Below are 24,548 nucleotides of genomic sequence, written 5' to 3' on the forward strand. Positions count from 1 at the left end.
TCGGGGATGTTGACGTTGACTGGGAGGCGCGCAGCACCTCGCTCCGTCTGGGGCTCCGCATGCTCTTCCGAGCGGTCCCGTAGGGCTCGGGGATGTTGACGTTGACTGGGAGGCGCGCAGCACCTCGGTAAAAGGTGACCGGCTACGCCGCTCCGTTTCGGCATTAGAGCGTACTGGCCGCCCTTCTCTTGGCAAGTCTCCGAGAGCGGCTTTCGCGGCATATCCTCGCTGCGCTCCGGTATTCCACGGACCACTCTCTCCGACTGACCAATTCACTTCGCAGCCGAGTAGTCACAGGCGTGCCGAAAGGAACGCTGATAGGTCACAACCCACTACCGGGCGGGGTGCGGGAGGCGTTAAAGTTCAGGGCATGACAACCATCGAGAACGTCGAAGCCCAAGCCAGGGAACTGCTGAACTCCCGCATCACGTCTGTCCGGGATCTCGTCACCGCACGCCAGCGCATGACCGACCTCCAAGCGCAACTGGCAGACGCAGAACGCGAGAACAAAAAGGCCTACATCCGCGCTACGAAAGATGGCTGGTCCGAGGACGAGCTCAAGAAGCTCGGCCTCGATAACAACGCAGCGCCTGGGCGACGCCGCCAAGCACGCAAGACTGGGACGGGTACCGGTGATACTGCGCCTGCGGAGGGAACGGAAGCGTGAACGATGCTCAGATCCAGGCGCAGATCGTAGGAACACCGCTCGAGCCGATTCTGTTGTGGACTCGCGAGCACGGGGATAGACCTGACCACTCGGGAGGATTCGATCAACATGAGGTAGTCGAGGCGATGGAGTTCTTCGCCAGGCACAAGCTCATCAGCGATGAGTTCAGCGTGGCAGCAGGCTGGGACCTGTTACCCAAAGGACGGCGGATAGCAGACGCGATCATCGAGTCACGTACCTCCGGTGCACTGCGTGACGATGCGCTAGAGAAGGGGCTACTGCGGTTCATCACGGAGCAACACCCCGATGCCACCGAGAAGTTCATAGGACAACTCGTCGAAGGCATCGCCGTGACAAAAACTGAACATGCCGACACCGCGGAAACTTTGCGCGCTGGCGGTCACATCATCGGAACCGAAGCCTACGGCTACGACGGTCTCTCCGGTCCGAAAGTCACCGGATCGGGACGACGCAGAATGAGACGTCCAGGGCTGCCGGGAGGATCTGGGAGCGATGGAGTGACCACCATCTACGACAACAGCAGAACACTCACGAACAACGGCCAGATGGGAGTCGGGGCGGTGGGTGATGACATCACCCAGAGCGGTAACACCTTCATAGCCCAAACACCGGAAATAGGCGCGATCCTGAAAGAGCTTCGCACGCTGTTGGTGGAGGTAGGCGATACTCCGCCGCGAGCACGCGAAGCCCTTGACGATATGGAACTAGAAGTGCGCTCGACAAGCGGTTCAGTGCCTGCACTACAAGCAGCATATGGAGCCTTTGTGGGCTCCGTAGCAGCAAAGCTAGGGGAAGAATCGTACAGCGGTATCAGCGATCTGGTGACAACGCTCTACACGATGATCTTCGGCGGATAGCGCCAATAAATGAGGGGAGGTTCCCGGGCGTGGGAACCTCCCCTTATCGCTGCCCAGGAGCTAGAAGGACCGTTCGGTGTCGGGGTCTTTCCCTCGACGGGAACCCTTCTTCCACACTGAGGCATCAGGAAGCTGCGCGGGCGGTGTTGCCCGGTTCTTGGGGTTGGGCCGTTCAGCGCGCATGCGCTGGCGGTGGGCCAGTAGTTCAGGGTCGATAGTCGGCTGCGGGTTCTCCTCACCGTTCATCGTCCTGGTGATCCGCTCGACGTCCCACTTGACCGCCTCCAGCGCTTCCGTGTGCTTGAACGGTTCGCGGAGAGCTGTGGAAGCCTCCCGGTATTCGTCGCGTGCTTCGTTGATCCTCTGCTCGAGTTTCACGACCTCGTCGGGGAGCCGTTTAACTTGGTTCTCGAGGCGCTGGATCACCCCGACGGTCGGGAACAGAGCATCGATGCGTTTGAGCTCCACGGCGATACCTGGGGCGCGCTCGATCTGTAGCTCGACGCGGGAGGAACCCATGTCGACCGGGTTCAGTTGGCCCTGCACGAAGCGGATGTCGTGGCCGCCGATGGTGGCCATGACACCAAGGTCGCGAGAGCCGTGGACTGGCGGGGGTCCAGCGGCGTTGGAGCTGGTCCACGCGCGGAGCGCGTCGACGGCGTCAGTGCGCTGATCGTAGGAGCGTCCGTTGATGCTCATACGGAAAGCGTCCCCGCCGATGTCCGGGGTTGTGCGCTCCGCTGCGGCACGCAGTGCCGGCAGCATGGTCACCATCGTCTCGCCCCTGCTCTGGGCGCTGGTGCGTCTGTGGACCAGTGCAGCCTGGTTGCGGTGCCATGCTGTTTCCAGCCGGGAGAGCCGGGACAGTTCCTGATCTGCTTTGGACTTCTCCAGGATCAGCGGGTTGCCGCTAGAGATGGCTTTGACCTCAGCGAACGAGAGCGTGTTGTCCCCGACGTCCTCGATCTCCCGGACGTCGAGACTGCCGCGCATGATCTGGTCGATGAACTTGCTCTTGCGCTCCAGCGTCTGCCACATGAACGTATCGAACGATCCCTTGGTCACGACCTGGGAGATAGCGACCTCGTCGTTCTGGTTGCCCTGCCGGACGATCCGGCCGTGGCGCTGGGACACATCCGCTGGACGCCATGGTGCGTCCATATCAACCAGGTGCACGGCACGGTTCTGGATATTCGTCCCGACGCCCATCTTCTGCGTCGACCCGACCAACACGGCCACGTCCCCGGTGCGGCAGGCGGCGAACAGCCGACCTTTCTCGGCGTCGTTCTTCGCCTCGTGCATGAAGCGCACCTTCTCCGCCGGCACGCCGCGCTCGATGAGGTCATCGCGCAGCTGGTCGTACACGTTCCACTTGGTCGAGGGTGTGCCGAGGTCGCAGAAGACGATCTGCAGCGCCCCTGGGGTCGGGTGCGGGTCTCCGGTGTCGACGTCGGTGAAGATACGGTCCTTGGTGTCCTCGTAGACCTTCGCGATCAGGTCCGAGGACGCGCTGATCTTCGTCGCGCTGACCATGGCCTCCAGCTCGGGATCAACGAGCCGCATATCCAGTGCGGCTTTCCGACCATCGCTGGAAATCTTCAGCATGTTGTCCTCGGTCGGGTCGACGAGGCGTTGCTGGATCTTCTCGGCCCGCTCCGCGATGTCCGCGATGTACTCCTCGAGCTCGAGAGACGGCTCGACGGCGATCATGCGCGGAAGGCGTTTGCCGTCCTCGCGTTCCTCGATCAGAGGCACCGGCAGCTGCAGGTCCTCCGCAGTTTTCACGTCCGCGAAGGTGTGGAACATCTTCAGCAGCTCAGGGACATTCTGGAACTTCGAGAACCGGTCCTTCATCTTGAAGCTGTCCCCGCCGGCGACGGTCATCTCCATCTCGGTGACGACCTGGCCGAAGGTCGCCGCCCACGTGTCGAAGTCATGGATGCCAGCCTTTTCCAGCAGATCAGGGCGCAGGTATCGCTGCATCACATACATCTCGGTGACACTGTTGGCGATCGGCGTAGCCGTCGCCCCGGTGATCACCCGGTCCCCGTGAGTCTCGCGGAGGTACTCAACCTTGGCGTGAAGATCCTGGGCGCGTTTGGATCCATCAATGGCGGCGTCCTGAATGTTGGAGGCTGTCGCGAGGTTCTTGAAGTCGTGAAGCTCATCCACGATCAAGTAGTCGATGCCGGTCTGCTCAAACGTCAAACCTCGATCCACGGAGAGCTCGCGGAGTCGTTTGATTTTCTCCTCGTCTGACTGCAGTCGTGCCTCGAGTTTCTTGACACTCATGGGCCTTCCGCCGTTCTCTGCGGCGCGAGCGACGGCGGCTGAAATCTCTTGCCGCTTTCGCTCGACCGCTCGCGTGAGATAGCCGGCCTCGGATTCTGGGGAGAGAGATGTCTTCTCGAACGCGGTCCGGGTCATGATGATCGCGTCCCAGTCGTTCGCGGCGGCGCGGGCGACGAAATCGCGGCGCTTGTCACCGGTCAGGTCTTGCGCCGAAGCAGCCAGGATCTGTGCCTGCGGGTAGATTTGCAGCCACTCGCGGGCGAACTGGTCGAGCATGTGGTTTGGGACGACGACGGCAGGCTTGCTGGCCATGCCGAGCCGGCGCAGCTCCATGGAACCCATGACCATCTCGGCGGTCTTCCCAGCCCCGACCTCGTGGAAGAGACCCACGGACGGCTCGGAGATCATGCGCGCCACAGCAGCTAACTGGTGGGGGCGCGGTTCGAAGTTCTTGACCAGCCCGGGCAGGGTCAGGCGTTCGCCTTCGACCGTGTAGTCACGCAGCACAAGGGAGTTGAAGCGGCGGTTGTACTCATCGGTGAGGGCCACGGCCCGTTCGGGGTCTTCCCACACCCAGTCACTGAAGCGTTCCTGGAGGAGCTGTCCCTTCTCCTGGGCCGCAGCGGTCTCGGTCGGATTCGGAATTCTCCTCTGGCTTTCCGGGTCCGGGTCCGGGTCGGTGACCTGGATGCGTTTCTGCTCGAGGAGGTCCTTGAAGATTTCCCCGGCAGACATTCGCGCGGTTCCCCAGTCGTTCCGGGCCATGAAGCTGCCCCTGTTGGACTGCACGTCCCACGTCGCCCCGCTCACCCGGTCCACGCGGGCGTTGCGGTCACGCAGGGTCTGTTGGAGGAAGTCCTGGTGTATCTGGGCGGAGATCCACACGGAGCCGATCCGCGCCTCAATCTCGTGCGCTCCCAGCGGGGTCGGCATGACCTCTTGGAGGTCTGCCACGTTCCGCTCGAAGCGGGGATCGTCGGCTGCGACGAGCTGGGCGGCGTCGAGCTTCTCGCGGATGTTCCCGCTCAGGTACTCGGCGCGGGTTTCGAACACACCGGGTTCTTCCGGCACGTCATACACGAGCTCACCGAGCGCCTCACGCGCTGCGTCTGTCTCGATGCCGAGTAGCTGGGCTATCTCCTCGAGGTCGACCTCTCCCCTGGTATCCAAGGAGACAGCCAGAGCTTCAGCCGGGGTGTCGACGCCGCGGATAGGCTGGCGGGGCTGGACCTGGCGTTCTTGCTGAAGAGCTGAGGGTGTGGCGCTCTGGCTGCCCTCATCGAAGTTCTCGAGAGCTTTGACCAGCGCCCCGAACGGGTCGCCCTTCAGCAAGGTGATGGCCTTCGGGGTGACCCGCGCCATGATGTCCTCGCCGGCATCAGTGGTCTTCCCGGTCCGCCGCTCGGTGAAGCGGTTGATCGGCCCGTAGGTGGCCACGTAGGACTGGTAGGAGCTGCGCAGGTCCTGACGTGCGGCACCAAGTTCCGGGGTGTCTTCGACGTTGCTCGCCTCGATGGTCAGCACTGAGCGTCCAGCATCTCGCAGGTTCAGCAGAGACCTCAGCTCGGCGGCCGCCGTTCTGGGCACCTTCAGCTCTACCACGGCACGGTCGAGGCCGACCTGGGTGAACGTGCCATCCTGCCCTGCGGTGATGTGTCCGACCTGCAGGTCACTATCTGCCGGGACGATAGCGGCCGACTCGATGACCTGCCCTGGCTGACGCGCGGCTACTCCCCTGCCGGCGTCGACGGCGCGCTGAGCTACGTCTTGGAGCTGCTCGTGCAGCTGCTCCGGCACGGAGCCTAGATCCCCAGCGCGCACAGTCAGCGTCGCTGACCCGTACATGCCGTTACCGACCACAGGCACACCGAGGACCCGCTGCGGGTTCTCGATGAAGTAGGCGTTCATCCGGGCCGCGTCCTGCCCTACCTCGGCATCTTCTGGCATCTGAAGGGCGCGGGAGTCGAGCCACTGCGGGTCCAGCGGCTCCTCACCGGGAAGCCGCTTCCGGAAGATCAGTACATCCGTCAGGGCGTCGGTGCCAGCCGCGCGGCGATGCGCGCCGGTCGGTAACCTGACCGCGCCGAGTAGATCGGCGGTGTCGTAGATGTCCCGGCGTGCTGCCGGGTTCTGCGCGTCCATCGTGAACGCTGAGGAAATGACAGCCACGACACCGCCCGGGCGAGTCAGTTCCAGAGACTTGAGGATGAAGTGGTTGTGCATCGAGTGGTTGCCCGCGTTATAACGCGGATCGTGGAGCCTGGTCTTGGCGAACGGGACGTTACCCACGGCGGCGTCGAAGTAGCCGCCGGGAAGACGAGTGTCAGCGAAGGACTCGGCGCGAATATCAGCGTCCGGGTAGAGGGCCTGGGAGATACCAGCGGTGATCGGGTCCAACTCCACACCGGTCACAGTCGCCGTCTCCGGTGCCAGACCGATGAAAGTGCCGGCACCTGACCCTGGCTCGAGGACGCGCCCGCCCTCGAAGCCGAGCGTGTTCAGGGTCTGCCAGATTTCCGTGGCCAGCGCAGGATCGGTGTAGTGGGCGTTGATCACAGTCCGATTCGCGGCCCGGTACTCATCCTCGCTGAGTAGCTCACGCAACTCTGCCCGGTCAGCCTCAAACTGGGTACGGGTTTCATCGAAGACCTCGGCCACACCGGTGGCACCCCAACTCCCCCAGCGCGCCAGCACACCGCGCTCAGCGTCGGTGGCCGCCCTATCCTCGGCCTGCAGCTCGCGCAGCACCCGCAGGGCCGCGATATTCGCCTGGAAACGTGCTCGAGCACCCGACGGGGCAAGATCATCCTGCCGGGTAGGAATGAAACGCGACGCAGGTGCTGCGGTCGGTGCTACTGAGGCTGGTTGTTCCTGTCCAGTTCCTCGGCTCTCAGAATCTCCAGGTCCTCCTGATAGCCGTGGTTGAACGACTGAATTATCTCGTGCATCAACCGCGTCGACTCCGGCAGATCCTCGTCCGTCTCGTCGCCCTCGGTCTCCATCTCCTCCGGGGTCAGCATCTCTGCCCGGACGATCTCCTCGGCCTGCATCTGCGAGGCCGTCAAGCGTCCGTACTTCTCCAGGAACGAGTCGGTCATCGAGTCCGGGCCTGCTATCTCCCGCGTCAGTTCCTCGACTCTCTGGGCTGCTTCCTCCCCCAACTTCCGGAACCACTCCTGCGGGTCCGGGATCAGGGCGTACTGCGACGGTGCCGTCATCTGCCACGTCTCCTGCGCGAACTTGCCGTACTTGTTCATCACGGACCTCCTCTGGTGGTGCGAACAGAAATGCGTCGAGACTTGCCTGACCATCAACTTCACTGCGCTTACGCGATCGCGCCATCGGGTAACTCCCTGATACCGGTGGATTTTCTGCTCCCACCGTACCCAGCGCCCGAACACTCCTCGCAGAGAGTCCACAGAACTAAGCTTCAGCTCATCAATCACTCCTGGTTCCTGCCTTGTACGCAGCTCCGGCGAGACCATCAGTGCGCAGCGCGCGGATAATCGTGGACCGGTGGACCTTGAACCTCTTCGCGATCGCCTCGACCGTCTGCTTCTCCTTCTCCCGGAGCCTGCGGGCCTCCACGACGTCGTGGGGTTGCAGCCTGGGCGGGCGTCCTCCCTTGCCCGTGGCCACGGCGAGACCGGCCCTCGTCCTCTCCCGGATCAGCTCGCGCTCCATCTCCGCGACGCTGGCGATGACATTGAACATCAGCCGCCCCGACGGGGTCGTCGTGTCGATGCCCTCGGTCAGGGACCGGAACTTCACGCCGCGCTCATTCAGCGACTCCAGCAACTCGACCAGGCCGCGCACCGTGCGCCCGAGCCGGTCCAGCTTCGTGACGACAAGAGTGTTCCCCGGCTGCAGGGCCCGCAGGCATTGCTCCAGCTTCGGGCGGGACATCGTCGCCCCCGACCGGCCTTTGTCCGAGTACACGTCATAGCAACCTGCTTCGATGAGCTGCTTGTACTGGCCTTCGAGGTTCTGGTCCACCGTCGACACGCGGGCATAGCCGAGCATCACGCCCGCCGGCACCAGACGCGGCTCCTCCACGCCATCAAGGCGTTCTGGCCGTTCCACTTCGTCCACGGAGTCCTCCCCTCTGTCGAGAGGTCGCAGAAACCGTGCCAACCTCACGCCCACAGAATACACGTTTCGCACTTGCTTTTTGAGATACCTGGGCGGGGGTGTCGAGTGTGTGAACTTTTTCGAAGATGGCGGGGTTCTTGACCGGTAACTGGCGGGGTCAGTAGCCGCTACAGCGCGTGGGCAGTCCCGCAGAACGATCGTCTGCTGAACGCACCGGACGGACTCGAGTCTGCTTCAGGCTACGAAGATGCAGAACGGATGACCGGCTGGGTCGGCGTAGACGTACAACGGCTCATCGGGATCGTCCGTGCGGTCGAAGAGGAGCTCAGCTCCCAAGGCCAATGCCCTGGAGTGTTGATCGGCGAGTGTTGCCCGGTCAGGAACGGTGAGGTCGAGGTGCATCTGCATCGGCACATCAGGTGCGGGCCATGTTGTCCGCTTCAGGTGATCGACGTACTGGAAAGCGAGTTTCCGGAGGCCATGGGCGTCGGTCAACACGAGCCAATCGGCGTCATCGACCTGACCCTCTGTTGGAGGCTCGTCTCCTGCCCGGTATTGGAGTCCGAGCAGTTGGCGGTAGAACTCCGCCAGTTCTCGCACATCAGTAGTGTCGAAGACCGTGTGGAGCAGTTGCGGGTATCCGGTCATGGGGTGAGGCTAATCGCCCCTGACGGTCTTTCACCAGGATCGCGTGTCCGGGGCGAAGCGGTCACACGCCCATTCTTATCGAGTGAGTGTGCGGATCATCTCGAGTTCGCGCTGATTGTGGTCAAGGACGTAGAAGGTAGTGGTTCCCGTTAATTCATAGCCGCGCCGCTGGTAGAACGCTTGTGCCCGGTGGTTGTGTTCGTGCACGGTCAATCGAAGGGTTGGAGCGTGAGTGCCGGCCCATGCCTCAACAACATCGAGCATTCTGTCGGCGACGCCGGCGCTGCGTCCGCGATGTGATGGGGCGATGTAGACGCCGACGAGCAGGGGCCCTACGGAGGTGTTTGGAATCCAGCCGCCCATGGCCCCGACCCACGTCCCTGCTGCGTCGATCGCGACGATGGAGGTGCTGTTCTCGGCGTTGCCGCGCCGTCCGCGCAGACGCCACTCCTGTTCGTCCTGTTGCTGCGCGTCCTCAAGACGTTCGGCGAAGCCGTGCGGGGTATCCCGGATCATGTCCAAGCGGAGGTTCCGAACGGCTTCCCAATCGTCCTCAGTGGTCGTCCTGATGGTCACGTCCTTCATGGACCAAACCTAATGCGATCGCTCCACGATTCTGCCTAGCGGGGCGACCGCCCGCTAAGGCATCCTTCACTGAGATCTGTTCGGGGCTAGGTGAACGCCCTCGTTAGCTCGGTGAGGGATTCAAGGCGTACATCGGCAAGGTCGACCTCAGGACGTTGAGCGTGAAGGTATCCCCACGGGCCACGACGGATGAAAGCGGTGCGCATACCTGCTGCCCGCGCTGGCAGGATGTCGTTATCCAAGCGGTCCCCGACGTACAAGATCGCGCTGGCATCATGCCCGGCGGTATGTACAACGCGGGAGAAGAACTGGCCAGAGGGCTTCGCTACACCCCAGGCAGCGGAAGAAGCGATGAAGTCCGCATTGAAGCCGAGCTCGTGTAGTTGGGCTTCAACACCGCTTGGTTGGTTCCCAGCTATCCCAACAACGAGACCGGCGTCTCTGGCAGCCTGCAAACAGCTCAGCGCGTCGAGGTAAAGGTCCGCCTGGTCGATGGACGGAGGCTCAGCAGGACGCTCGACACCCAACACGTCCCAGACACCATGATGGTCCTTGTCTTGGGCTATGAAGGCGCCGAGTGTCCCCATCAACGCCAAAGGGCGTCACTCCCGCACGCTCGGCCTGCACCGCCCATGCCCGGGACTCGTCGACCAGCGTCTCGCCGACGTCGAACACTATCGCCTGGACCCCGGCAGGGATCCTTACCGTTCCAGGTATCCTGTCCACTCAGTCCGTCTCGTCCGGAATTGCAGGTAGTAGCTTTCCTCTCCAAGGAACACTCCCGGCCCGCCTGTTCCTGTCTCCTGCATCCCGAGGGATCGAAGGATCCGAACGGAGGCCGTGTTGGCGACCAGCGCTTCCGACCAGATGCAGTTCAGAGCCAGTTCGTTGAAGCCATGCGCAATGCCGGCTCGGGCGGCTCGTTGGCCAAGGCCTTGCCCCCAGCGGTATGAGGGGCCAATCACGAACCCGAGCTCCTTCTCGCCCGAAGTCGAGCCGTGAAGATCCACGTACCCGACCAGGTCATCGTCGGCGTCCTCGACGGCCAACCGGATCAACTCACCAGGCGAATACTCGACCTGTCGCACCCAGAAGTCGTGTAATGCAACTCGAGACGTCACGGTCCACCCTGTGTGCTGGCAGAAAGTAGTGTCCTCTCCCCATGCAGCGAGGACAGCTGCATCCGCGTGCTGCAGAGGCCGCAAGCGCAAAGCTGGGGGAGTCATGTCCTCAACCTATCGGCCTGTCCGCTGGATCTCTCCGTGTGATCAGTACGCAAGCCGATCTTTCAGTGGGCGCCGACCCTACTTACCCGGCTGGGAGGAATGAGGGCGTGTGATGGGTTGCTACCGTGGCCTGATGGTTGCCGTGCGTTATCCCAAGCCCCTTCGACGTGGTGACCGTATTGAGGTGCCCGCCCCGTCCATGGGTGTCCCGGATGCTTTACATGAGCGGTTGCACGCCGCTGTTACCGCGCTCAGGGATCAGGGCTTCGACCCGCATCTGCGTCCCCATGCCACCATTAGCGGCCTCACGCCCGCACCGGCGCGGGAGCGCGCAGCAGATCTTCAGGCAGCGTTCATCAGAGCGGGCGCAGTGCTGCCGCCCTGGGGCGGGAAGCTGGCGATCGAGCTCATCGACGACCTCGACTGGGATGCCCTTGCCGAGGCCGACACGTGGTTCGTCGGCTGGTCGGACATCTCGACCCTGCTGATGCCACTGACCATCCTCACCGGCGTCGCTACCCTCCACGGGGCGAACCTGATGGACGAGCCCTGGGAGCTACCGACCCAGTTCCGACGCTGGACGGAGGTCGCCGGCCTGAGCCACGGAGACTCCTTCACGCAGCACGCCGCTCCCCGCCGCCGCTCACGCCCTTGGGTCGACTGGAACGACGAACCCTCAACCGCGACTCCGCCTACGAAACCCCGACCCGGTGGCGGTCCCAGGACGGCCAGCCGGTCAGCATGCGTGGCCGGCTGATCGGTGGCTGCCTGGAAACCGTCTCCCTCCTTGCCGGGTCGCGGTTCGGAGACGTCCCGGGCTTCGCCCAGCGCCACGCACCCGAAGGCGTCATCGTCTACCTTGAGTCGGCCGGCTCCGATGCACCAGCCGTACTCCGAATGCTCTGGTCCCTGCGATTAGCGGGCTGGTTCCACCACGCCTCCGGCATCCTCATCGGCCGCACCAGTGCCGAGGACGCCAGTGACCTGAGCCAGGCAGAAGCCGTGTCCCGGGCACTCAGAGATCTCGGCATCCTGGTCATCGTCGACTTCGACATCGGACACCAACCCCCGCAGCTGCCCTTGGTCAATGGCTCCCTCGCAGACATCACATTCCGCGATAACTACGGCACCATCATCCAGCACCTGGCGAGCTAGCGGGGTCCCAAAAGCGATCCCTCTGCGGGAATCTTCTAACCCGGGATCGTGCTCTAGGTCGGTCCTCCTGTGCGGCTCCCAAAGCGGTGGCGCCAGGCTGTCCGCTCGACGATGGTGAAACCTAGGTGAGCCAGGTTGCGGATACTAGATGTTCCAGGTGCTGCGGTGGCCGTGGTCAGGGAGATGTTCAGCGCTTCTGCTACATGAAGGCGGTGTGTCAGAAGGGCAGCTTGGGCTCGATTGCCTCGCGCAGCATGAAGGGTGGATGCTCCTCCTAGGACCGCTCCCGTGGGGTGGAGGGACATTGCCGCCGCTGCAAGAGGTTCGCCGTCGCGGCAAGCGATGAAACCGCGAACCGCCGGTACGGTATGTTCGGCCCGAATCAACGCTGAAACTTCGCGGGGCGCGGCGTAGCCGGCGGTCAGGAGGTCCAGGAACTGTTGTGCGTTCTCCTGTGCGCAGACTTCATGGATTTCCCACCCGCTGACGGCTTCGCTCGGCCCTTCAGTCCGCGCGTTCAGATAGGCGATGGGTCGTACGGGTGCTTGCTCGTACCCTTCGCTCAGTAATCGTTCCCTAAGGCTCTGGGATGGCCCTGTCGCCACGACCGTCACCTGGCGTGGATCCGGGAACCTTTCGAGTGCGTCGGGCAGGACCTCGACCGATTCTTCGCTCACGCCTTCGATGGTGTTGAGAAACCCGTAGGGCCCTGCGGTGGCCATGCTTACGCGCAGTTCATCTACGCAGAATGACTCGAAGCGCCCGGACAGTCCTGCGCCCGCCGCCGCATCAAGTGCGGCCGATTTACGGGCGAAGACAGCGAGCTCCGCCCAGTGAGCAGACACTTCGGCTTTGCCCAGCATGTCCGAAGCCTAACGTCAGCTAATTATCACGGTGGCTCGCTGAGCCACTCAACCGTTTTGTTCGTGGAGCGGCTCACGGACGCGAAAGGCGCTCATCGAATATGAGGTAGGTGGTTCTCGTTTGGTGGTGAACAGGTTCAGGGAACGTGGTGGAGGTGGTGTGTCGCGTAGGCGCGGATCGCTGCTGCTATCCAGGGGGGAAGGTCGGAATCTCCGGCTGCGACGGCGTCTCGTTGTGCGGGATCGTTCTCGATCAAGTCGGCAAGGGCGTAGTAGGCAGCTGCGTCGACGGGCCATACCGCCCGTACCGCCGTGTAGTGCTCGGCGATGAGGTCAAGCGCTGCAGGTGAGATGGGGACGATACCCATGTGTCGGGCGTGGGACAGGCGGGCGTAGAGTTCCTGCCCATCGGCTGCTGCCTGGTCGTAGTCGTTCCTCGTCCACCGGGCTGTGCGGCTGGTTGCGGCTTCCACACTGGCGCCGGCAGCTGACCCGAATCGTTCCTGGAGAGTGGCGGCAAGGTTCGCCCTTTTCTCGTCCAGTCCGCGGAAGAAGTCTTCGTCGGCTAGTCGGTCATTGCGTTCCAGGTCGTCGACGGTGCGAATGATGGTGGCCGCGATCCGGTCGAGGCGTTCACGTTCAGCGGTGATGAGCGCCAGGTGGCGGCGCAATGCAGAAGCTTCGTCGGCATCGCCGGCGAGGATCGCATTGATCTGAGGGAGCGGAACGTCGAGCTCGCGCAGTAATAGGATGCGCTGCAACCGGCGCAGCTGGTGACGTCCGTACCAGCGGTACCCGTTGGAAGACACAGCAGCAGGGGTGAGTAACCCGATGTCATCGTAATGCCGCAAGGTCCTGGCTGAGACGCCAGCCATCTTCGCGACCTGGCTGATCGAGTACTGCATACCTCGACGGTAGCGGCTTGACCCTCTCGTAACGGCAACTTCTAGTGTTGCCTCCATGGAATCAGAACCACTCCTCACCGAACCCACCGGCGAACCGCGGATCGACGGAGCCCTTCGAGGGCTCGTGAATCCCGACCGGGATGTCCGTCAAGCCGCGGCCCTTGACCTCGGCACGATCGCCGCCCCTGCTACAGCGCAGACACTGGTAGCAAGGTTGGGGCTTGAGCAGGACTTCTTCGTACGCGACACTCTGTCCTGGGCGCTCACCCGCATCCCCGATGCCGCTACGCCCCTTCTACTCGACGCACTCGACGAGACGGATACTGCCAGCCGTGTGCAAGTACTCCACGTCCTGAGCAAGATCGCGGACCCGGCAACGACGGAAGCCATCGTAGCGCTGACAGCGGACACCGACTCCGCCGTGGCTTCCAAAGCCAGATGGGCGCTCACCCGCATTGGGGACCCCACAGTGGTTCCAGCCCTGGCTGCTCATCTAGGACTTGGTGATAGCACCAACCAGAACGACCTCACCCGCGACCTCGCCTCGTTCGGTACCGCAGCTGTCCCCATCCTCGTTACAGCGCTAACCAGTGACAAGGCACCTGTACGACGCCACGCAGCCGAAGTGCTGTGCTTCATGGGCCCAGAAGCAGAAACCGCCACCGGCGCCTTGGCTCAGGCACTACAAGACGCCGCCGATGACGTTCGCCTTTGCGCAGCCATGGCCCTCTATGAAGTGGACACCCCGGAAACACGGGAGACCCTCTCCCACCACACCGAAGCCGATGACCCGCGTGTGCGTGGGATTGCCCGCCGCTCACAGACCAAAACTGCCAGCACGCGTTGAACACGCCACCGCAGCCTGAGTAGTAAAGTGACGCATCCAACTGTCCGGTGGAGGATCGCTCTAAGGGACTGCCCACTCGCTGCGGCGGCTACAGACCCCGCCAGTTACCCGTCAAAAATCCCGCCATCTTCGAGGAAAGTCACAGGCATGTCTGTCGATTCTTGAAGTCGTCTGCACCACTTCCCAAAGTCCTCTGCACCGGCGCAAACCGACCCACCGGCGCAACAGCTTACGTTGCGCTTCGGGATCCTCTGCCGTGCGCTCCGTGGACGGCCCGGAATTGTGGGGCTCAAGCCGCTGTCGGTGGTTGCCCGTCAGTGGTTCGGATGAGGATGAGCGCGAGGACGGTGCAGGCAATGAAGACGGCACCGCCGGCTGTGATGGCAAGGGTCAGATCGATGGTGGCCAGTGCGCCGCCGGCGATGGACCCGAGGGCCAGGCCGAGGAGGCCTAGAACCCGCGATCCGGCATTGACCCTTCCGCGGAGCTCGTCCGGTACGAGCCGTTGTCGAAGGGACGTGGCGCAGATTCCCCAGACGACGGCGTGCAGGATGTAGATCGCCAACAGGATCGCGGCGAGTATGGGCTCTGTCGTCATCGCCAGAGCGAACAGCGAGAGCGCACCGGTGAGAAGGCTAGTTGCGATGGTCATGCGGTAACCGAATCGTGCTCGAACACGACTGGTAAGAAATGACCCGGCTAGCCCTCCGAGGGCGGAGACGGCGAGAATCATTCCGTATCCGGTCTCGTTAACACCGAGCCGGTCTTGGGCGAAGAGGACGAGGATCGAGAACGGCAGCATGTAACCGACACTCGCCAGGGCACCTACGAGGGCGAGGCCGCCCACGACACGGTTTCGGGCGATCCACCGCAACCCGTCGAATGCTTCCGTCCAGAACGCCCGAGGCGCTGATAGTTCTGAACTCGTGGCTGATCTTTTCAGGGCCCGGGGTAGGGCCAGTGCCAGGAACCCGGCGACGGCCCATAGTCCTCCCATCATGAAGACCGGCATGGTCGCAGCGACGGCGAACAACAAGCCGCCTAAGGGTGGTCCGACGAATTCGTCAGCGACCAGTTGGGTCGCTGAGATGCGCCCGTTCGCCCGGTCGAGGTCCCGGTCATGAACGTAAGAGGGGACAAGGGAAATGGCTGCGTTGTCAGCTGCGCTTTCAAGGGTGCCAAGGATCCCGAAGGCCACATAGAGCAGGACCAGACCTTCCACGCCGACCAGCAGAGAGATGGCCAGGGCGAGTATCGCCGCGCCCCGTAGGAGGTTCGCCATTGCCAGAAGGGTGCGCCGGTCGGCGCGGTCGACCCATACGCCGATGGGTAGGGCGACAAGTAACCTGACGAGCGCGTAGACGGTAGCGAGGCCTGCGATGAAGCGGGGATCATCGGTGAGGGACGCGGCAAGAAGTGGGATGGACACAAACGCAAGGCCATCAGCGAGGTTCGATGCGGCATTTGCGGTTAGAAGGACGTGAAACGAGCGGCCGATAGACATTGCTGTGAGCATATAACCGTCCCAGAACCCGCTCAGGCGCTGCTTATGCGACGGGCGAGTCAGCCCCGACAGTGAACGAGCCCGCAACGATTAGGTCGTTGCGGGCTCGCTTACGTGACTGCCGTTTAGACGCGCTGACTGATGGTGCCGCCGGGATTGCGGCCAGCCGCTGACTGGGTCACGAATTGGCCACTGGAGGCTGACCGGTGGACGGTGGTGGAGTTCTTGGTGCCAGATCCCACTCGCTCCGTTGTGGTCTTTCCAGGCCACCGTGCGACCGTTGCCTTCGAAACGAAGCGGCCACTCTTAGCTGATCGGTTTACCGATGCCATGGTGTGTTCCTTTCACTGCTGTTGAGTTGTCGAGACGACCCCGGAGGCAGAGTGCCGCTAGATAGCGGCTGCGAACTCAGATACAGTCAGTGCTCTGGTGAGACCTGACTTCCTCAGGGCTTGCGGGCCGTCTCGCTGCAACGAGGCGGCCCATTTTTAGTTGTAGCGGTTTGTCCCAACACCTCGGTATATGTACGCCACCGGCTACTTCCCCTCGCGTTTAGGGTTACGAGTTTCAGCAGTCTTCTTCGCCGCCATGGACCGGGACACTAGCGACTGAGCCTTCTTCATCGGCACCGAACTGCGGGCCGCCTTGGCTGCAGACGTGCCGAACGACGATCGTTCGATCTTCCCGCGGAACTGATCACTCATGCCGTCTCCCGTCCCTTCTTCATCTGCAGTCGGGCACGAGCCAAGGCTGACTCAACGGCCTTCCCGCTGATGCCCAGCTTCCGGCCGACCTCATCGTGTGTATAGCCGTAGTAGGAGCTGAGGAAAAACGCAGATCGTGCTCGCTGGTCTGAGACCGTCGACAAGGCCTGACGAATCTCATCCCACCGCACGGAGCTCTCCTCCACGCTGGGTACCGTCGGATCAGCGAACCCTTGGTCCAACTCATCGGATTCGCGATCGACCTCCGGCTCCCACGGTTCAACATACGAGCGGATCTCTTGGCGGCGCCACGTCTTATAGACGTTACTGAACTGCAGTAGGCACTGACCCACGAAGAAGGTGCGTAGCGACGCCCCCTTGGCTGGATCCCACTTGCCTGGCAGGAGAACCTGCTCACGAAAAGCCGTCAGTGCGAGCACCACTGTCTCATCAGCAAGGCTCTCTGCGTCCTCGACCAACGCACCGGGGCGCGGTTCAGGGTCGAGTGCCCCGAACCCTTTGCGTTTCACCTCCGCAGCGATCTGCCCCTTATAGATCCAGCCACGAATGACCGCCCATCCGTACCGAGCGACCTCGTTGGCAAAAGCGTCGTAATTCTGGCCGCTGAAGCCGTCGAGACGAAGAGCTGCCGCAAGTTCACGGTCTCCGGCGAGGCGGTCAACACGCTCCAGCGCCTTGTCCCGATCAGCATCAGCGAGCCACCCGAGGTTCTGGGCCCACGCTCGGTGGTCTGAGGATTCGTCGACGAAGAACTCCTCATCCTGGTCGTCGACTCTCACTATGGCTCCTCGATTTGATGCTGGTCAGCTAATTGTCATCACACTCGTTCATATGTACGACGGCAGCCGCTTCCCCTCGCCATATCGCGTTTATTTTCTGAACCTGTTGCAAGGTCAGCACTTGCCCACCAGCCGATGACTGCGAGAGCTGATGGTGGGGGCCCGGGTGAAGGAAAGCGGGGCTTCTGGTCGGACGCCGAGGATGTCCACGTGGGTGTCTTGTTCGTACAAGCGGCTGGCCCAGGCAGTGTTGCGTTGGGGTACACCCATACCGGACGTCAAATACTTTGGCGCAAACTGTCAGAATAGCCTCCGATTTTTATTTTGTGGACAGTAGTTGTCTCTGGTCTTAGAGTCAAAGCTGACAGATGAGGGGTATGTGGGTGACCGGACAGCGCGTTGGCTACATCAGGGTGAGCAGTCTTGACCAGACGACGCTCCGTCAACTCGACGGTGTAGCCCTCGACCGGAAGTACACCGATCATGCGTCGGGCAAGGATCAGAATCGGCCGGCCCTGGAGGACCTGCTCGATTTCGTCCGTGACGGCGACACCGTGGTCGTTCACTCGATGGACCGGCTCGCCCGCAACCTCGAGGACCTACGCAGCATCGTGCGACGACTGACCACGAAAGGCGTCCGGATCGAGTTCGTGCACGAGAAGCTCACATTCACCGGTGACGACAATGCGATGGCGACCCTGCTGCTGAACGTCATGGGCGCATTCGCTGAGTTCGAACGCTCCCTGATCCGCGAACGCCAGCGAGAAGGAATAGCACTGGCGAAAGTGCGTGGCACCTACAAAGGACGTTCCCGGTCCCTCAGCCCGGAGCGAGCCCTCGAACTGTGCGAGAAGGCCGCCGCCGGCGTACCCAAAGCGGTACTGGCCCGCGAGTACGGCATAAGCCGCGAAACCGTGTACGCCTACCTCCGCGCCGGATCCAGTCACAAGCCCGAGACTGATCCTGATGGGGAGAGCACGTTGCGTGCCCTCGTTGAGAGTCTGCCCGCCGATACCAGGGCGACTCCTACAGTCACCCCCTACGACAGCCTGCTCTCTGCACCGGCTAAGACCCAGAACCCTTTACCTGGATGAGGCTGACTTCCCCGACGTCACAGTGCAGAGGACTTCGAGAAACGACAGAAGTTTGAGTGGTGCAAAAAGATTGGCTCTTAAACGGTGGTGGTCTCAACCGGTCGTCGGCGAGGCTTGCCTCCTGACCAGCTGGGCACGGCACAAGCTCCCTACGCTTCGCTGCTTGTCCCGCACACACCTGGACAGCAGGAACCAAGGGCCCGCCTGCACACACCCACCTACCTCACCAACACGGGGAGAACTCACCTTGAGCGGATGGTGGATGTGCACAGCCTCCTACCAGCGTGGTCGCGCACACCGGAACCTGAGCCCTTATGGGACTAATAGCACTAATAGTAGTAATGGGGTGATGGTCGTTAGTGACTTCTGGGCCGATCATCCACTGATGGGCCAGGTGGATCCCGAAAGGTGGAGCTTAAAGCCGTCTTGGCGCGTACTGGATCAGGGGGGTCGTGCTGGTGTCGATGGCGCTCAGTATTGCCTCAGGTTTTTCTCTGGCTGCCTGGTATCCGGCCTTAGCCGGTTCGGGGGTGGTTGATACTGGGCCTTGGGGCGCCATGATCGTGTGGGGCCGGTTTGTCTATCTCAGGAAGCGAAGTGAGCTGTGCGCGCTGTCACTTCTTCTGTTCTTGATCACCACCATGTCACGATCAGTGGCCAGCCTGATGGGCCTGTGATGTTGTTCGCTCATGGGTTTGGGTGCGATCAGGGCATGTGGCGTCGGATCATCCCGTTCTTCGAGGACCGGTTCCAGGTGGTGTTGTTCGATCACATGGGGTCAGGGCGCTCGGACCTGGCTCAGTACGATCCGGAGAAGTACTCGAATCTCGACGGGTATGTCACGGATGTGCTTGCTTTATGCGAGGAGCTCGTTCTCCGCGATGTCGTTCTGGTCGCACACAGCGTTGCGACGATGATGGCCATCAAGGCCGCGATCAGAACTCCGGGCGTGTTTAGCCGGTTGGTCCTGGTCGCACCGTCTCCGTCGTATATCAACGATCCCGTCGATGACTACGTGGGCGGTTTCACTCGAGAAGACATCGACGGGCTTTTGGAGTCCCTCGACAGCAACTATTTCGCGTGGTCAGCGGCACTGGCACCGACCATCATGGGGAACCCTGACGCGCCGGAGCTCACTGAAGAGCTCGAGACGAGTTTCTGCCGGACCAACCCGGATACCGCGCGCACTTTCGCCCGTGTCAGTTTCCTCTCCGACATTCGCTCGGACCTGCAGCACGTCAGCGTTCCAACGCTGATCCTGCAGTGCTCCCAGGACATGCTCGCCCCCCCGGAAGTCGGCAGGTACCTCAAGGACCGATTGACGGGAAGCACCCTGGTCGAACTCGACGCGACCGGTCACGTACCCCAGGCCAGCGCACCGGACGAGACAGCACACGCGATTCGGCGATACCTGATCCCGGCTTCGTGAGCCAGGAGGGGCATTACGAGCAGCTCTACCACCAGGCGCCGTGTGGGTACCTGCTCACCGACGAGAACTGGACGATCACGGCCGCCAACGACACTTTCCTAGCCTGGTCCGGGTACCGCAGCGACGACGTTCTTGGCACCGCCCTACCGCAGCTGATGCCCATGGGCGATCGTCTTCTGCACTGGACCAGCAGTATCTCCCAACTCCAGCTCACCGGGACCGTGTCCGAGGTGTCCCTGGAAATCATCGACGCGCAAGGACAGCGCAGAGCGGCCCTACTCACCGCCGTGAGAGCACACCGCCTGGACGGCGTCGTGGAGCTGAGGATCATCATCTTCAGCGCCCATGAACGCCGTCAACACGAGCTCGAGCTCGTGAAAGCGCTCAGGCGGGCCGAGGAATCCGAAGCCCGCAGCACCCGGGCTGAAGCTGGACTGCAACACCTGGCACTGCATGACTCCCTCACCGGCCTACCCAACCGGGCCGGCCTGGCCTCCATCTTCGACAGGGAACTGACCGAGCTAGGCCCCGGGGTGAGGATCGCGGTTTTGTTCGTGGACCTCGATCACTTCAAAGCAGTCAATGACAGTCTCGGCCACAACGCAGGAGATGAGCTCCTGCGAATCGTCGGGCAACGACTGTCCTCCTCGGTGCGCACCACCGGCACGGTAGCCCGCCTTGCAGGAGATGAATTCATCGCCCTCGAACACGTCGAGAACCTCGCCGGAGCGACGACGCTGGCCGAGAGGCTACTTGAAGCAATCCATACCCCGATGATCATCGAGGGCCTGGAAATCCTCTGTTCGGCCAGTATCGGGATAGCCCTCACCGACCAGGACTGCAACGAACCGGACCACCTACTGCGCCGAGCCGATATCGCCATGTACCGGGCGAAGGCCAACGGCCGGAACTCCTGGAACGTACACGACCCGTCCGAGACCGACCCAGCCATCAACCGGATGCGTCTGCTCGGCGAACTGCGCCACGGCATCGAAACCAAGCAGCTACGCGTGCACTACCAACCCCGCATGGACATGAGCACCGGTACCATCAACAGTGTCGAAGCCCTGGTGCGCTGGGAACACCCCACCCGAGGCCTCCTCCAACCCATCGACTTCATCGACCTAGCCGAAGAGTCCGGGCTCATCCGCGACCTCGGCACATGGGTCCTGCAAGAAGCAATACGCCAAGGCACCCACTGGGCACAGACCTCACCGAGGTCAGAACCCCTCGGGATCGCCGTGAACCTCTCCACCCGCCAACTCCTCGACCCGCACCTCGTCGACACTGTCGCCACCGCGCTAGAACGATACGACTTCGCCCCCGGCCTCCTGACCCTGGAAATCACCGAGACAGCGCTCATGGAGAACCCGGCAACAGCCTTACAAGTCCTCACCGCCCTCAAATCACTAGGAGTAGGGCTGGCCATCGACGACTTCGGAACAGGCTACGCAAGCCTGACCTACCTCAAAGACTTCCCCATCGACGAACTCAAAATCGACCGGTCCTTCGTCAGCGGCCTCGGCAGCAACGACGGCGACAACGCGATCGTCCAAAGCTGCATCCAACTAGCCCACGCCGTAGGAATCAGAGCCGTCGCCGAAGGCGTCGAAACCGACCACCAACGCACCACCCTGCTCACCCTGGGCTGCGACCTTGCCCAGGGCTACCACTACAGCAAACCACTCACACCAGAACACATCACCACCTGGATCACCCCCCGCCAGAGCATCACCAACGTCATGACACAGAACAGCGGGTGCCCGCTCGGGTGTGTTGGCGCGCCTGTCCGCGGGGGAACAGACGACGAGATCGATCACGTGATACTTGCTGAGGTCAATCACTTTCACGGTGGCTTGACGCGCCGCGGATTCGATTGACTTCGGGCCGATCCGTGCTCAACTGGTAAGTGGGCTTACTACCCGGTCAAGGAGCGGCCGAGTGGATGAGCTCCCTTGGTGCCCAGGTCGCACCAGGTCACCCGAAGCGGCCTGGGCGCCATCGCCGCCACACGTCGCACTCGATATGAGATGGCGTACCCGATCAGCTGACCGGTCTCGGGTACTTCACCGGCCTTCACCGACTCACTGTGTAGGGGCCGCCACCTGGGCTCTGCAGTGACAGCGAAGGTCCAGGAAGGAACGGGGTGCTGGTGTTCGGGACGATCATCCACGGGGATCCTGAGGTCGGGACCTTCACTATCCGCCCCGCCCGTGGGGGCCCGAACGTCATCGTGCGCGTGCCCGCCTCTCATTCTCTGGCGGTAGGCGATGTTGTCACCTACCGGGTTCAGAGCACCGGCCATAACCGCATCATCATCATCGAAACCAGGCACGGCACCACAAGCCCCTGATCCCTCACCCCTTGATTCGTCCTTCTCAGCGTGCGGGTTCTCCCGCCCAGGTGCCGACGGTGGCCGGTGAGGATGGTGGTAGCTGGGAGGGCGGTCTCGGTACCCGGCCCGGTTGTGCTCAGCGGTGTCCTGATTGGCTGCTGCGTGGGTCGCTGAAGTGGGTGGTGACCGGCTCAGCTGTGACCGAGGTGATGATCGTTCTCGCCAGATCGGGTACCGGGATGGTGCGTGCGCTGCTGGCCGCCTCCAGGATCGCTGTCGCTGCTTCGGCCGAACACCTGTTCTGACTCATGATGATCCCGGTCGCCAGGTTGATGAGCGTCCCAGAGCCCAACGCACTCTTCAATTGACTCGTCGTCTCATCCAGGTGGGCGATCCGCACAGCGATCCGCACCGTCCGGGAGATCTCCGCCGCGAGACTCCTCGCGTCTGTGATGTCCTCCACGGTGAAGGACCAGGCGGTGTCGCAGTAGAGATTGATCGCGCAGCCGGTCCGTCCCTCCTCATCGATTCCCAACCCCACCGGTACCGCCAGGAGCGAATGCAACCCATGAGAGGCGATCACCGCCCGATACTCGGGCCACCGCTGTCCTTCAGCTTCGGCATCGAGGACGTGATTGATCCGTTTGTGCCGTGCAGCATCCACACACGGACCATCATCGAAGGCGTACTGCACCTCGTCCAACGCCCTGGCACGATCGCTGCTACTGGCCACCGTGGTCTTCACCCCCGGCCGAAGCAACGTCACCCCGCACAACACCTCCCGCTCAGAGGTAGAGAGACGAGAAGCGATCAACTCAGCGAGAGAGCCTAGGAACACCTGCAGCGGGCCGCTTTCAAGAACCAGATCCTGGACCTGCCCGGCAAGATCGCCTCCGGCACCCACCCGGGCAGCCGCACCCCCAAGCCCGCCGCCCACCACCAGCTCCGGAATCCCCGCTCCGGCCTCCGACACCAGGTCAGCGGCCACCGGGCCGGCACCAATCACAGCCTCGGAGTCCATGACCACCGGGTCAGTCGGGGGATCAAGAACCATAGGACTACCTCCGTGAGATCAGACCACCACCGACCACACCCGAACAACCCAGAAGCGACCCAGCGACACCGCATCCGCCCAGAACCGGACGACACGCACACACTACAACCAGCCGAGAGAGCTGCTGAAGATCTAACCAGAAGAGTCAATCAAGCCTGCAGCAGTTCCCCGATGCGGATACTCAACGCCCCTTAAGTGCGCACCGCTCTCCGGCCGAACTTTTGTCATCGCCTGATTCTCAGACCAAACAGGCGATCAGGACGTGAGGACTTGTCAGTTTCTGCTCATGCCACCGGGTCGGCTGATGTGATCGTTACTCGTTGGATGCGCTCACCACGAAAAGACCCGATGCCTCGAGCATCGGCTCATGTGAGCGCAGGGAAGACGCCTCGCATCAGCGGTGTGTTCTTGGCCAACTTCTACGTGGTTTGGCCTGTATCAGGGCCGCTGCCATCGTGAGGGTTGCGGCCGTTCTTCCTGTTGAGCCTGGCTACAGCGGCGGTAGCTTTCGACTGTGCACCTGTGATGTGGCGCGAGTACTTCCCGTGCGTCTTCTTGTTGACGAAGTCCCCGGCTTTGGCGACATTATTGTTCACCTTGTCAGGATTGCTGCCAACGAAGTTGAGTGCTTTGGACACAAGCGATCCTGCCTTACCTCGGCTGCTGAACAGGCCCATGACGACTTTCCCTTTCCGTTGAAGGAAGAAGGCTTAGACCCCCTCCCGGGTCACTCACTATAGACGGCGAAGATGAGCGAAGCATGAACCCGAACTGGTACTGGTACTGCTATCCCCGGGTAGTGCACCTTCCCGACTGCGGATCATTCGGGGAGGTAGGGCTTGTAAGGGTCGAGGGTCCCGTCCACGACCGGGACGAGCAGTTCGACCTCGCCGGTCTCGGTAGTCGCGGTGAGGCTCGTGCGTGCCCCGGGGGCGTCTCCTGCCGTCTGCAGAAATGTTTCCAGTGTGTCCAGGGCCGCTGCTCCCTGGGCAGGCACTGACACAGTGACGTCTTCGTCGTCGTCGCTGATCGTTACGTCCACGGGCTGATCCCCGTTGTTCTCCAGCGTCCCCAGGAGCCGGGCCGGGTTACCTTCCTCGTCGGTGACCAGGAGGACACTGAGCAAATCGATCTCGCCTACGCTCTCGTCATCCCCAACAGCGGTGGAGTTCCAATTGTCCTCACCACCAGTCGCGCAACCCGTCATTAAGACCAAGCTCGTCCCGAGCAGCACACACGTGATCATCCTGCGCCGCCGGTCCACGCGCGCACCATCCAGACCTGTCCCGCTGACTACTGTCACGGTTCTCCTCCATCGTCCTGGGATGCTGTCATCCGGATCAGCGGTTCCACTGTACGTGCCTGTGCATGGCAGAAACATGAAAATTCCCTGAGCGCACCAGGATTCCCAGACAACCAACCACCCGCCAAGACGGCGCTCCCTCTGATCGAATGGGAAGACATGCATGC

Annotated in this window: 23 protein-coding genes and 1 pseudogene; 9 read left to right on the top strand and 15 right to left on the bottom strand. The window is 62.4% G+C overall.

All coding sequences use genetic code 11. From position 1 onward, the window contains the following. The first annotated feature begins 370 nt into the window (after positions 1-370). Positions 371-667: a hypothetical protein gene (locus tag FQ377_RS13570; protein ID WP_148601746.1), complete on the top strand. Its 297-nt coding sequence runs from the start codon at positions 371-373 to the stop codon at positions 665-667. After that, positions 664-1,545 carry a hypothetical protein gene (locus FQ377_RS13575; protein WP_148601747.1) on the top strand — a complete coding sequence of 294 codons (882 nt, stop codon included), beginning with the start codon at positions 664-666 and terminating at the stop codon, positions 1,543-1,545. Before FQ377_RS13570 ends, FQ377_RS13575 begins: the two co-directional genes overlap by 4 nt. Positions 1,546-1,605: 60 nt before the next feature. On the opposite strand, the gene FQ377_RS13580 is transcribed toward FQ377_RS13575, so the two are convergent. The 7 genes from FQ377_RS13580 to FQ377_RS15305 all read right to left on the bottom strand — a co-directional run bounded on the left by FQ377_RS13580 (position 1,606) and on the right by FQ377_RS15305 (position 10,388). Continuing rightward, the gene (locus FQ377_RS13580; RefSeq protein ID WP_187393374.1) at positions 1,606-6,585 is read right to left on the bottom strand and encodes a helicase-related protein; all 4,980 of its coding nucleotides are present in this window, start codon (positions 6,583-6,585) and stop codon (positions 1,606-1,608) included. 104 nt (positions 6,586-6,689) lie between these two features. Beyond that, entirely contained in the window at positions 6,690-7,283 is a 594-nt protein-coding gene (locus FQ377_RS14915) for a hypothetical protein (protein ID WP_187393375.1), read from the bottom strand. Then, on the bottom strand, positions 7,276-7,929 hold the full coding sequence (locus FQ377_RS13590; protein ID WP_262364466.1) for a recombinase family protein: 654 nt from the start codon (positions 7,927-7,929) through the stop codon (positions 7,276-7,278). The genes FQ377_RS14915 and FQ377_RS13590 overlap by 8 nt, the downstream gene beginning before the upstream one ends. Before the next feature lie 234 nt (positions 7,930-8,163). Further along, a complete protein-coding gene (locus FQ377_RS13595; protein WP_148601748.1) occupies positions 8,164-8,577 on the bottom strand; it encodes a VOC family protein in 414 nt (137 codons plus the stop codon). A gap of 75 nt (positions 8,578-8,652) precedes the next feature. Next, complete coding sequence (locus FQ377_RS13600) at positions 8,653-9,162, bottom strand: GNAT family N-acetyltransferase (RefSeq protein WP_148601749.1); 510 nt, start codon at positions 9,160-9,162, stop codon at positions 8,653-8,655. Positions 9,163-9,248: 86 nt separating this feature from the next. Next, a complete protein-coding gene (locus FQ377_RS13605) occupies positions 9,249-9,749 on the bottom strand; it encodes an HAD family hydrolase (RefSeq protein WP_262364470.1) in 501 nt (166 codons plus the stop codon). A 114-nt stretch (positions 9,750-9,863) separates the two neighbouring features. Next, positions 9,864-10,388, bottom strand: coding sequence for a GNAT family N-acetyltransferase (locus FQ377_RS15305; protein WP_148601750.1), 525 nt, complete (start codon positions 10,386-10,388; stop codon positions 9,864-9,866). Positions 10,389-10,572: 184 nt separating this feature from the next. Here FQ377_RS15305 and FQ377_RS13615 point away from each other — a divergent pair, with 184 nt between their 5' ends. Both FQ377_RS13615 and FQ377_RS13620 read left to right on the top strand, forming a co-directional pair. Then, the gene (locus tag FQ377_RS13615) at positions 10,573-11,145 is read left to right on the top strand and encodes an LD-carboxypeptidase (RefSeq protein WP_187393376.1); all 573 of its coding nucleotides are present in this window, start codon (positions 10,573-10,575) and stop codon (positions 11,143-11,145) included. Then, positions 11,130-11,543 (top strand): S66 peptidase family protein, encoded by a 414-nt coding sequence (locus tag FQ377_RS13620; protein ID WP_148601752.1) that lies wholly within the window; start codon positions 11,130-11,132, stop codon positions 11,541-11,543. The genes FQ377_RS13615 and FQ377_RS13620 overlap by 16 nt, the downstream gene beginning before the upstream one ends. A gap of 53 nt (positions 11,544-11,596) precedes the next feature. On the opposite strand, the gene FQ377_RS13625 is transcribed toward FQ377_RS13620, so the two are convergent. After that, positions 11,597-12,406: a GNAT family N-acetyltransferase gene (locus FQ377_RS13625; protein WP_148601753.1), complete on the bottom strand. Its 810-nt coding sequence runs from the start codon at positions 12,404-12,406 to the stop codon at positions 11,597-11,599. A gap of 137 nt (positions 12,407-12,543) precedes the next feature. After that, on the bottom strand, positions 12,544-13,368 hold the full coding sequence (locus FQ377_RS13630; RefSeq protein ID WP_222861884.1) for a MerR family transcriptional regulator: 825 nt from the start codon (positions 13,366-13,368) through the stop codon (positions 12,544-12,546). Here FQ377_RS13630 and FQ377_RS13635 point away from each other — a divergent pair. Further along, entirely contained in the window at positions 13,367-14,158 is a 792-nt protein-coding gene (locus tag FQ377_RS13635) for a HEAT repeat domain-containing protein (protein WP_148601754.1), read from the top strand. The two genes, FQ377_RS13630 and FQ377_RS13635, sit on opposite strands and share 2 nt — an antisense overlap. Positions 14,159-14,447: 289 nt before the next feature. On the opposite strand, the gene FQ377_RS13640 is transcribed toward FQ377_RS13635, so the two are convergent. The 3 genes from FQ377_RS13640 to FQ377_RS13650 all read right to left on the bottom strand — a co-directional run bounded on the left by FQ377_RS13640 (position 14,448) and on the right by FQ377_RS13650 (position 17,166). After that, on the bottom strand, positions 14,448-15,662 hold the full coding sequence (locus FQ377_RS13640; RefSeq protein ID WP_148601755.1) for an MFS transporter: 1,215 nt from the start codon (positions 15,660-15,662) through the stop codon (positions 14,448-14,450). Positions 15,663-16,198: 536 nt separating this feature from the next. Beyond that, complete coding sequence (locus FQ377_RS14920; protein ID WP_187393377.1) at positions 16,199-16,366, bottom strand: hypothetical protein; 168 nt, start codon at positions 16,364-16,366, stop codon at positions 16,199-16,201. Continuing rightward, on the bottom strand, positions 16,363-17,166 hold the full coding sequence (locus FQ377_RS13650) for an RNA polymerase sigma factor (RefSeq protein ID WP_262364467.1): 804 nt from the start codon (positions 17,164-17,166) through the stop codon (positions 16,363-16,365). Before FQ377_RS13650 ends, FQ377_RS14920 begins: the two co-directional genes overlap by 4 nt. Before the next feature lie 383 nt (positions 17,167-17,549). On the opposite strand from FQ377_RS13650, the pseudogene FQ377_RS13655 reads away from it, so the two are divergent. The 4 genes and pseudogenes from FQ377_RS13655 to FQ377_RS13670 form a co-directional block, all read left to right on the top strand. Next, positions 17,550-18,098: pseudogene (locus FQ377_RS13655) on the top strand (recombinase family protein); the annotation flags it as partial. Between the two features lie 766 nt (positions 18,099-18,864). Beyond that, positions 18,865-19,689, top strand: a complete 825-nt coding sequence (locus FQ377_RS13660) for an alpha/beta fold hydrolase (protein WP_316245933.1) — start codon at positions 18,865-18,867, stop codon at positions 19,687-19,689. Next, complete coding sequence (locus FQ377_RS13665) at positions 19,686-21,569, top strand: EAL domain-containing protein (protein ID WP_148601759.1); 1,884 nt, start codon at positions 19,686-19,688, stop codon at positions 21,567-21,569. Before FQ377_RS13660 ends, FQ377_RS13665 begins: the two co-directional genes overlap by 4 nt. A gap of 266 nt (positions 21,570-21,835) precedes the next feature. After that, entirely contained in the window at positions 21,836-22,042 is a 207-nt protein-coding gene (locus FQ377_RS13670) for a hypothetical protein (RefSeq protein WP_148601760.1), read from the top strand. 118 nt (positions 22,043-22,160) lie between these two features. Here the strand turns inward: FQ377_RS13670 and FQ377_RS13675 are convergent, their stop codons facing one another. From FQ377_RS13675 to FQ377_RS13685, 3 genes are all read right to left on the bottom strand, one after another. Next, positions 22,161-23,078: a GAF and ANTAR domain-containing protein gene (locus tag FQ377_RS13675; RefSeq protein ID WP_148601761.1), complete on the bottom strand. Its 918-nt coding sequence runs from the start codon at positions 23,076-23,078 to the stop codon at positions 22,161-22,163. Between the two features lie 419 nt (positions 23,079-23,497). Next, positions 23,498-23,755, bottom strand: a complete 258-nt coding sequence (locus FQ377_RS13680; protein ID WP_148601762.1) for an antitoxin — start codon at positions 23,753-23,755, stop codon at positions 23,498-23,500. A gap of 143 nt (positions 23,756-23,898) precedes the next feature. Further along, positions 23,899-24,381, bottom strand: a complete 483-nt coding sequence (locus tag FQ377_RS13685; protein ID WP_148601763.1) for a PDDEXK family nuclease — start codon at positions 24,379-24,381, stop codon at positions 23,899-23,901. Between the last annotated feature and the right edge of the window lie 167 nt (positions 24,382-24,548).

Origin of the sequence: Arthrobacter echini, from assembly GCF_008107445.1 — a bacterium.
Lineage (GTDB): Bacteria > Actinomycetota > Actinomycetes > Actinomycetales > Micrococcaceae > Arthrobacter_D > Arthrobacter_D echini_A.

Bases quoted from the DNA above. Each gene is read 5' to 3' on its own strand.
- FQ377_RS13625 (WP_148601753.1), bottom strand. From the start codon at position 12,406: ATGCTGGGCAAAGCCGAAGTGTCTGCTCACTGGGCGGAGCTCGCTGTC.
- FQ377_RS13635 (WP_148601754.1), top strand. From the start codon at position 13,367: ATGGAATCAGAACCACTCCTCACCGAACCCACCGGCGAACCGCGGATC.
- FQ377_RS13630 (WP_222861884.1), bottom strand. From the start codon at position 13,368: ATGGAGGCAACACTAGAAGTTGCCGTTACGAGAGGGTCAAGCCGCTAC.
- FQ377_RS15305 (WP_148601750.1), bottom strand. From the start codon at position 10,388: ATGACTCCCCCAGCTTTGCGCTTGCGGCCTCTGCAGCACGCGGATGCA.
- FQ377_RS13640 (WP_148601755.1), bottom strand. From the start codon at position 15,662: ATGTCTATCGGCCGCTCGTTTCACGTCCTTCTAACCGCAAATGCCGCA.
- FQ377_RS13680 (WP_148601762.1), bottom strand. From the start codon at position 23,755: ATGGGCCTGTTCAGCAGCCGAGGTAAGGCAGGATCGCTTGTGTCCAAA.
- FQ377_RS13570 (WP_148601746.1), top strand. From the start codon at position 371: ATGACAACCATCGAGAACGTCGAAGCCCAAGCCAGGGAACTGCTGAAC.
- FQ377_RS13675 (WP_148601761.1), bottom strand. From the start codon at position 23,078: ATGGTTCTTGATCCCCCGACTGACCCGGTGGTCATGGACTCCGAGGCT.
- FQ377_RS13600 (WP_148601749.1), bottom strand. From the start codon at position 9,162: ATGAAGGACGTGACCATCAGGACGACCACTGAGGACGATTGGGAAGCC.
- FQ377_RS14920 (WP_187393377.1), bottom strand. From the start codon at position 16,366: ATGAGTGATCAGTTCCGCGGGAAGATCGAACGATCGTCGTTCGGCACG.
- FQ377_RS13605 (WP_262364470.1), bottom strand. From the start codon at position 9,749: ATGGGGACACTCGGCGCCTTCATAGCCCAAGACAAGGACCATCATGGT.
- FQ377_RS13620 (WP_148601752.1), top strand. From the start codon at position 11,130: ATGCGTGGCCGGCTGATCGGTGGCTGCCTGGAAACCGTCTCCCTCCTT.
- FQ377_RS13595 (WP_148601748.1), bottom strand. From the start codon at position 8,577: ATGACCGGATACCCGCAACTGCTCCACACGGTCTTCGACACTACTGAT.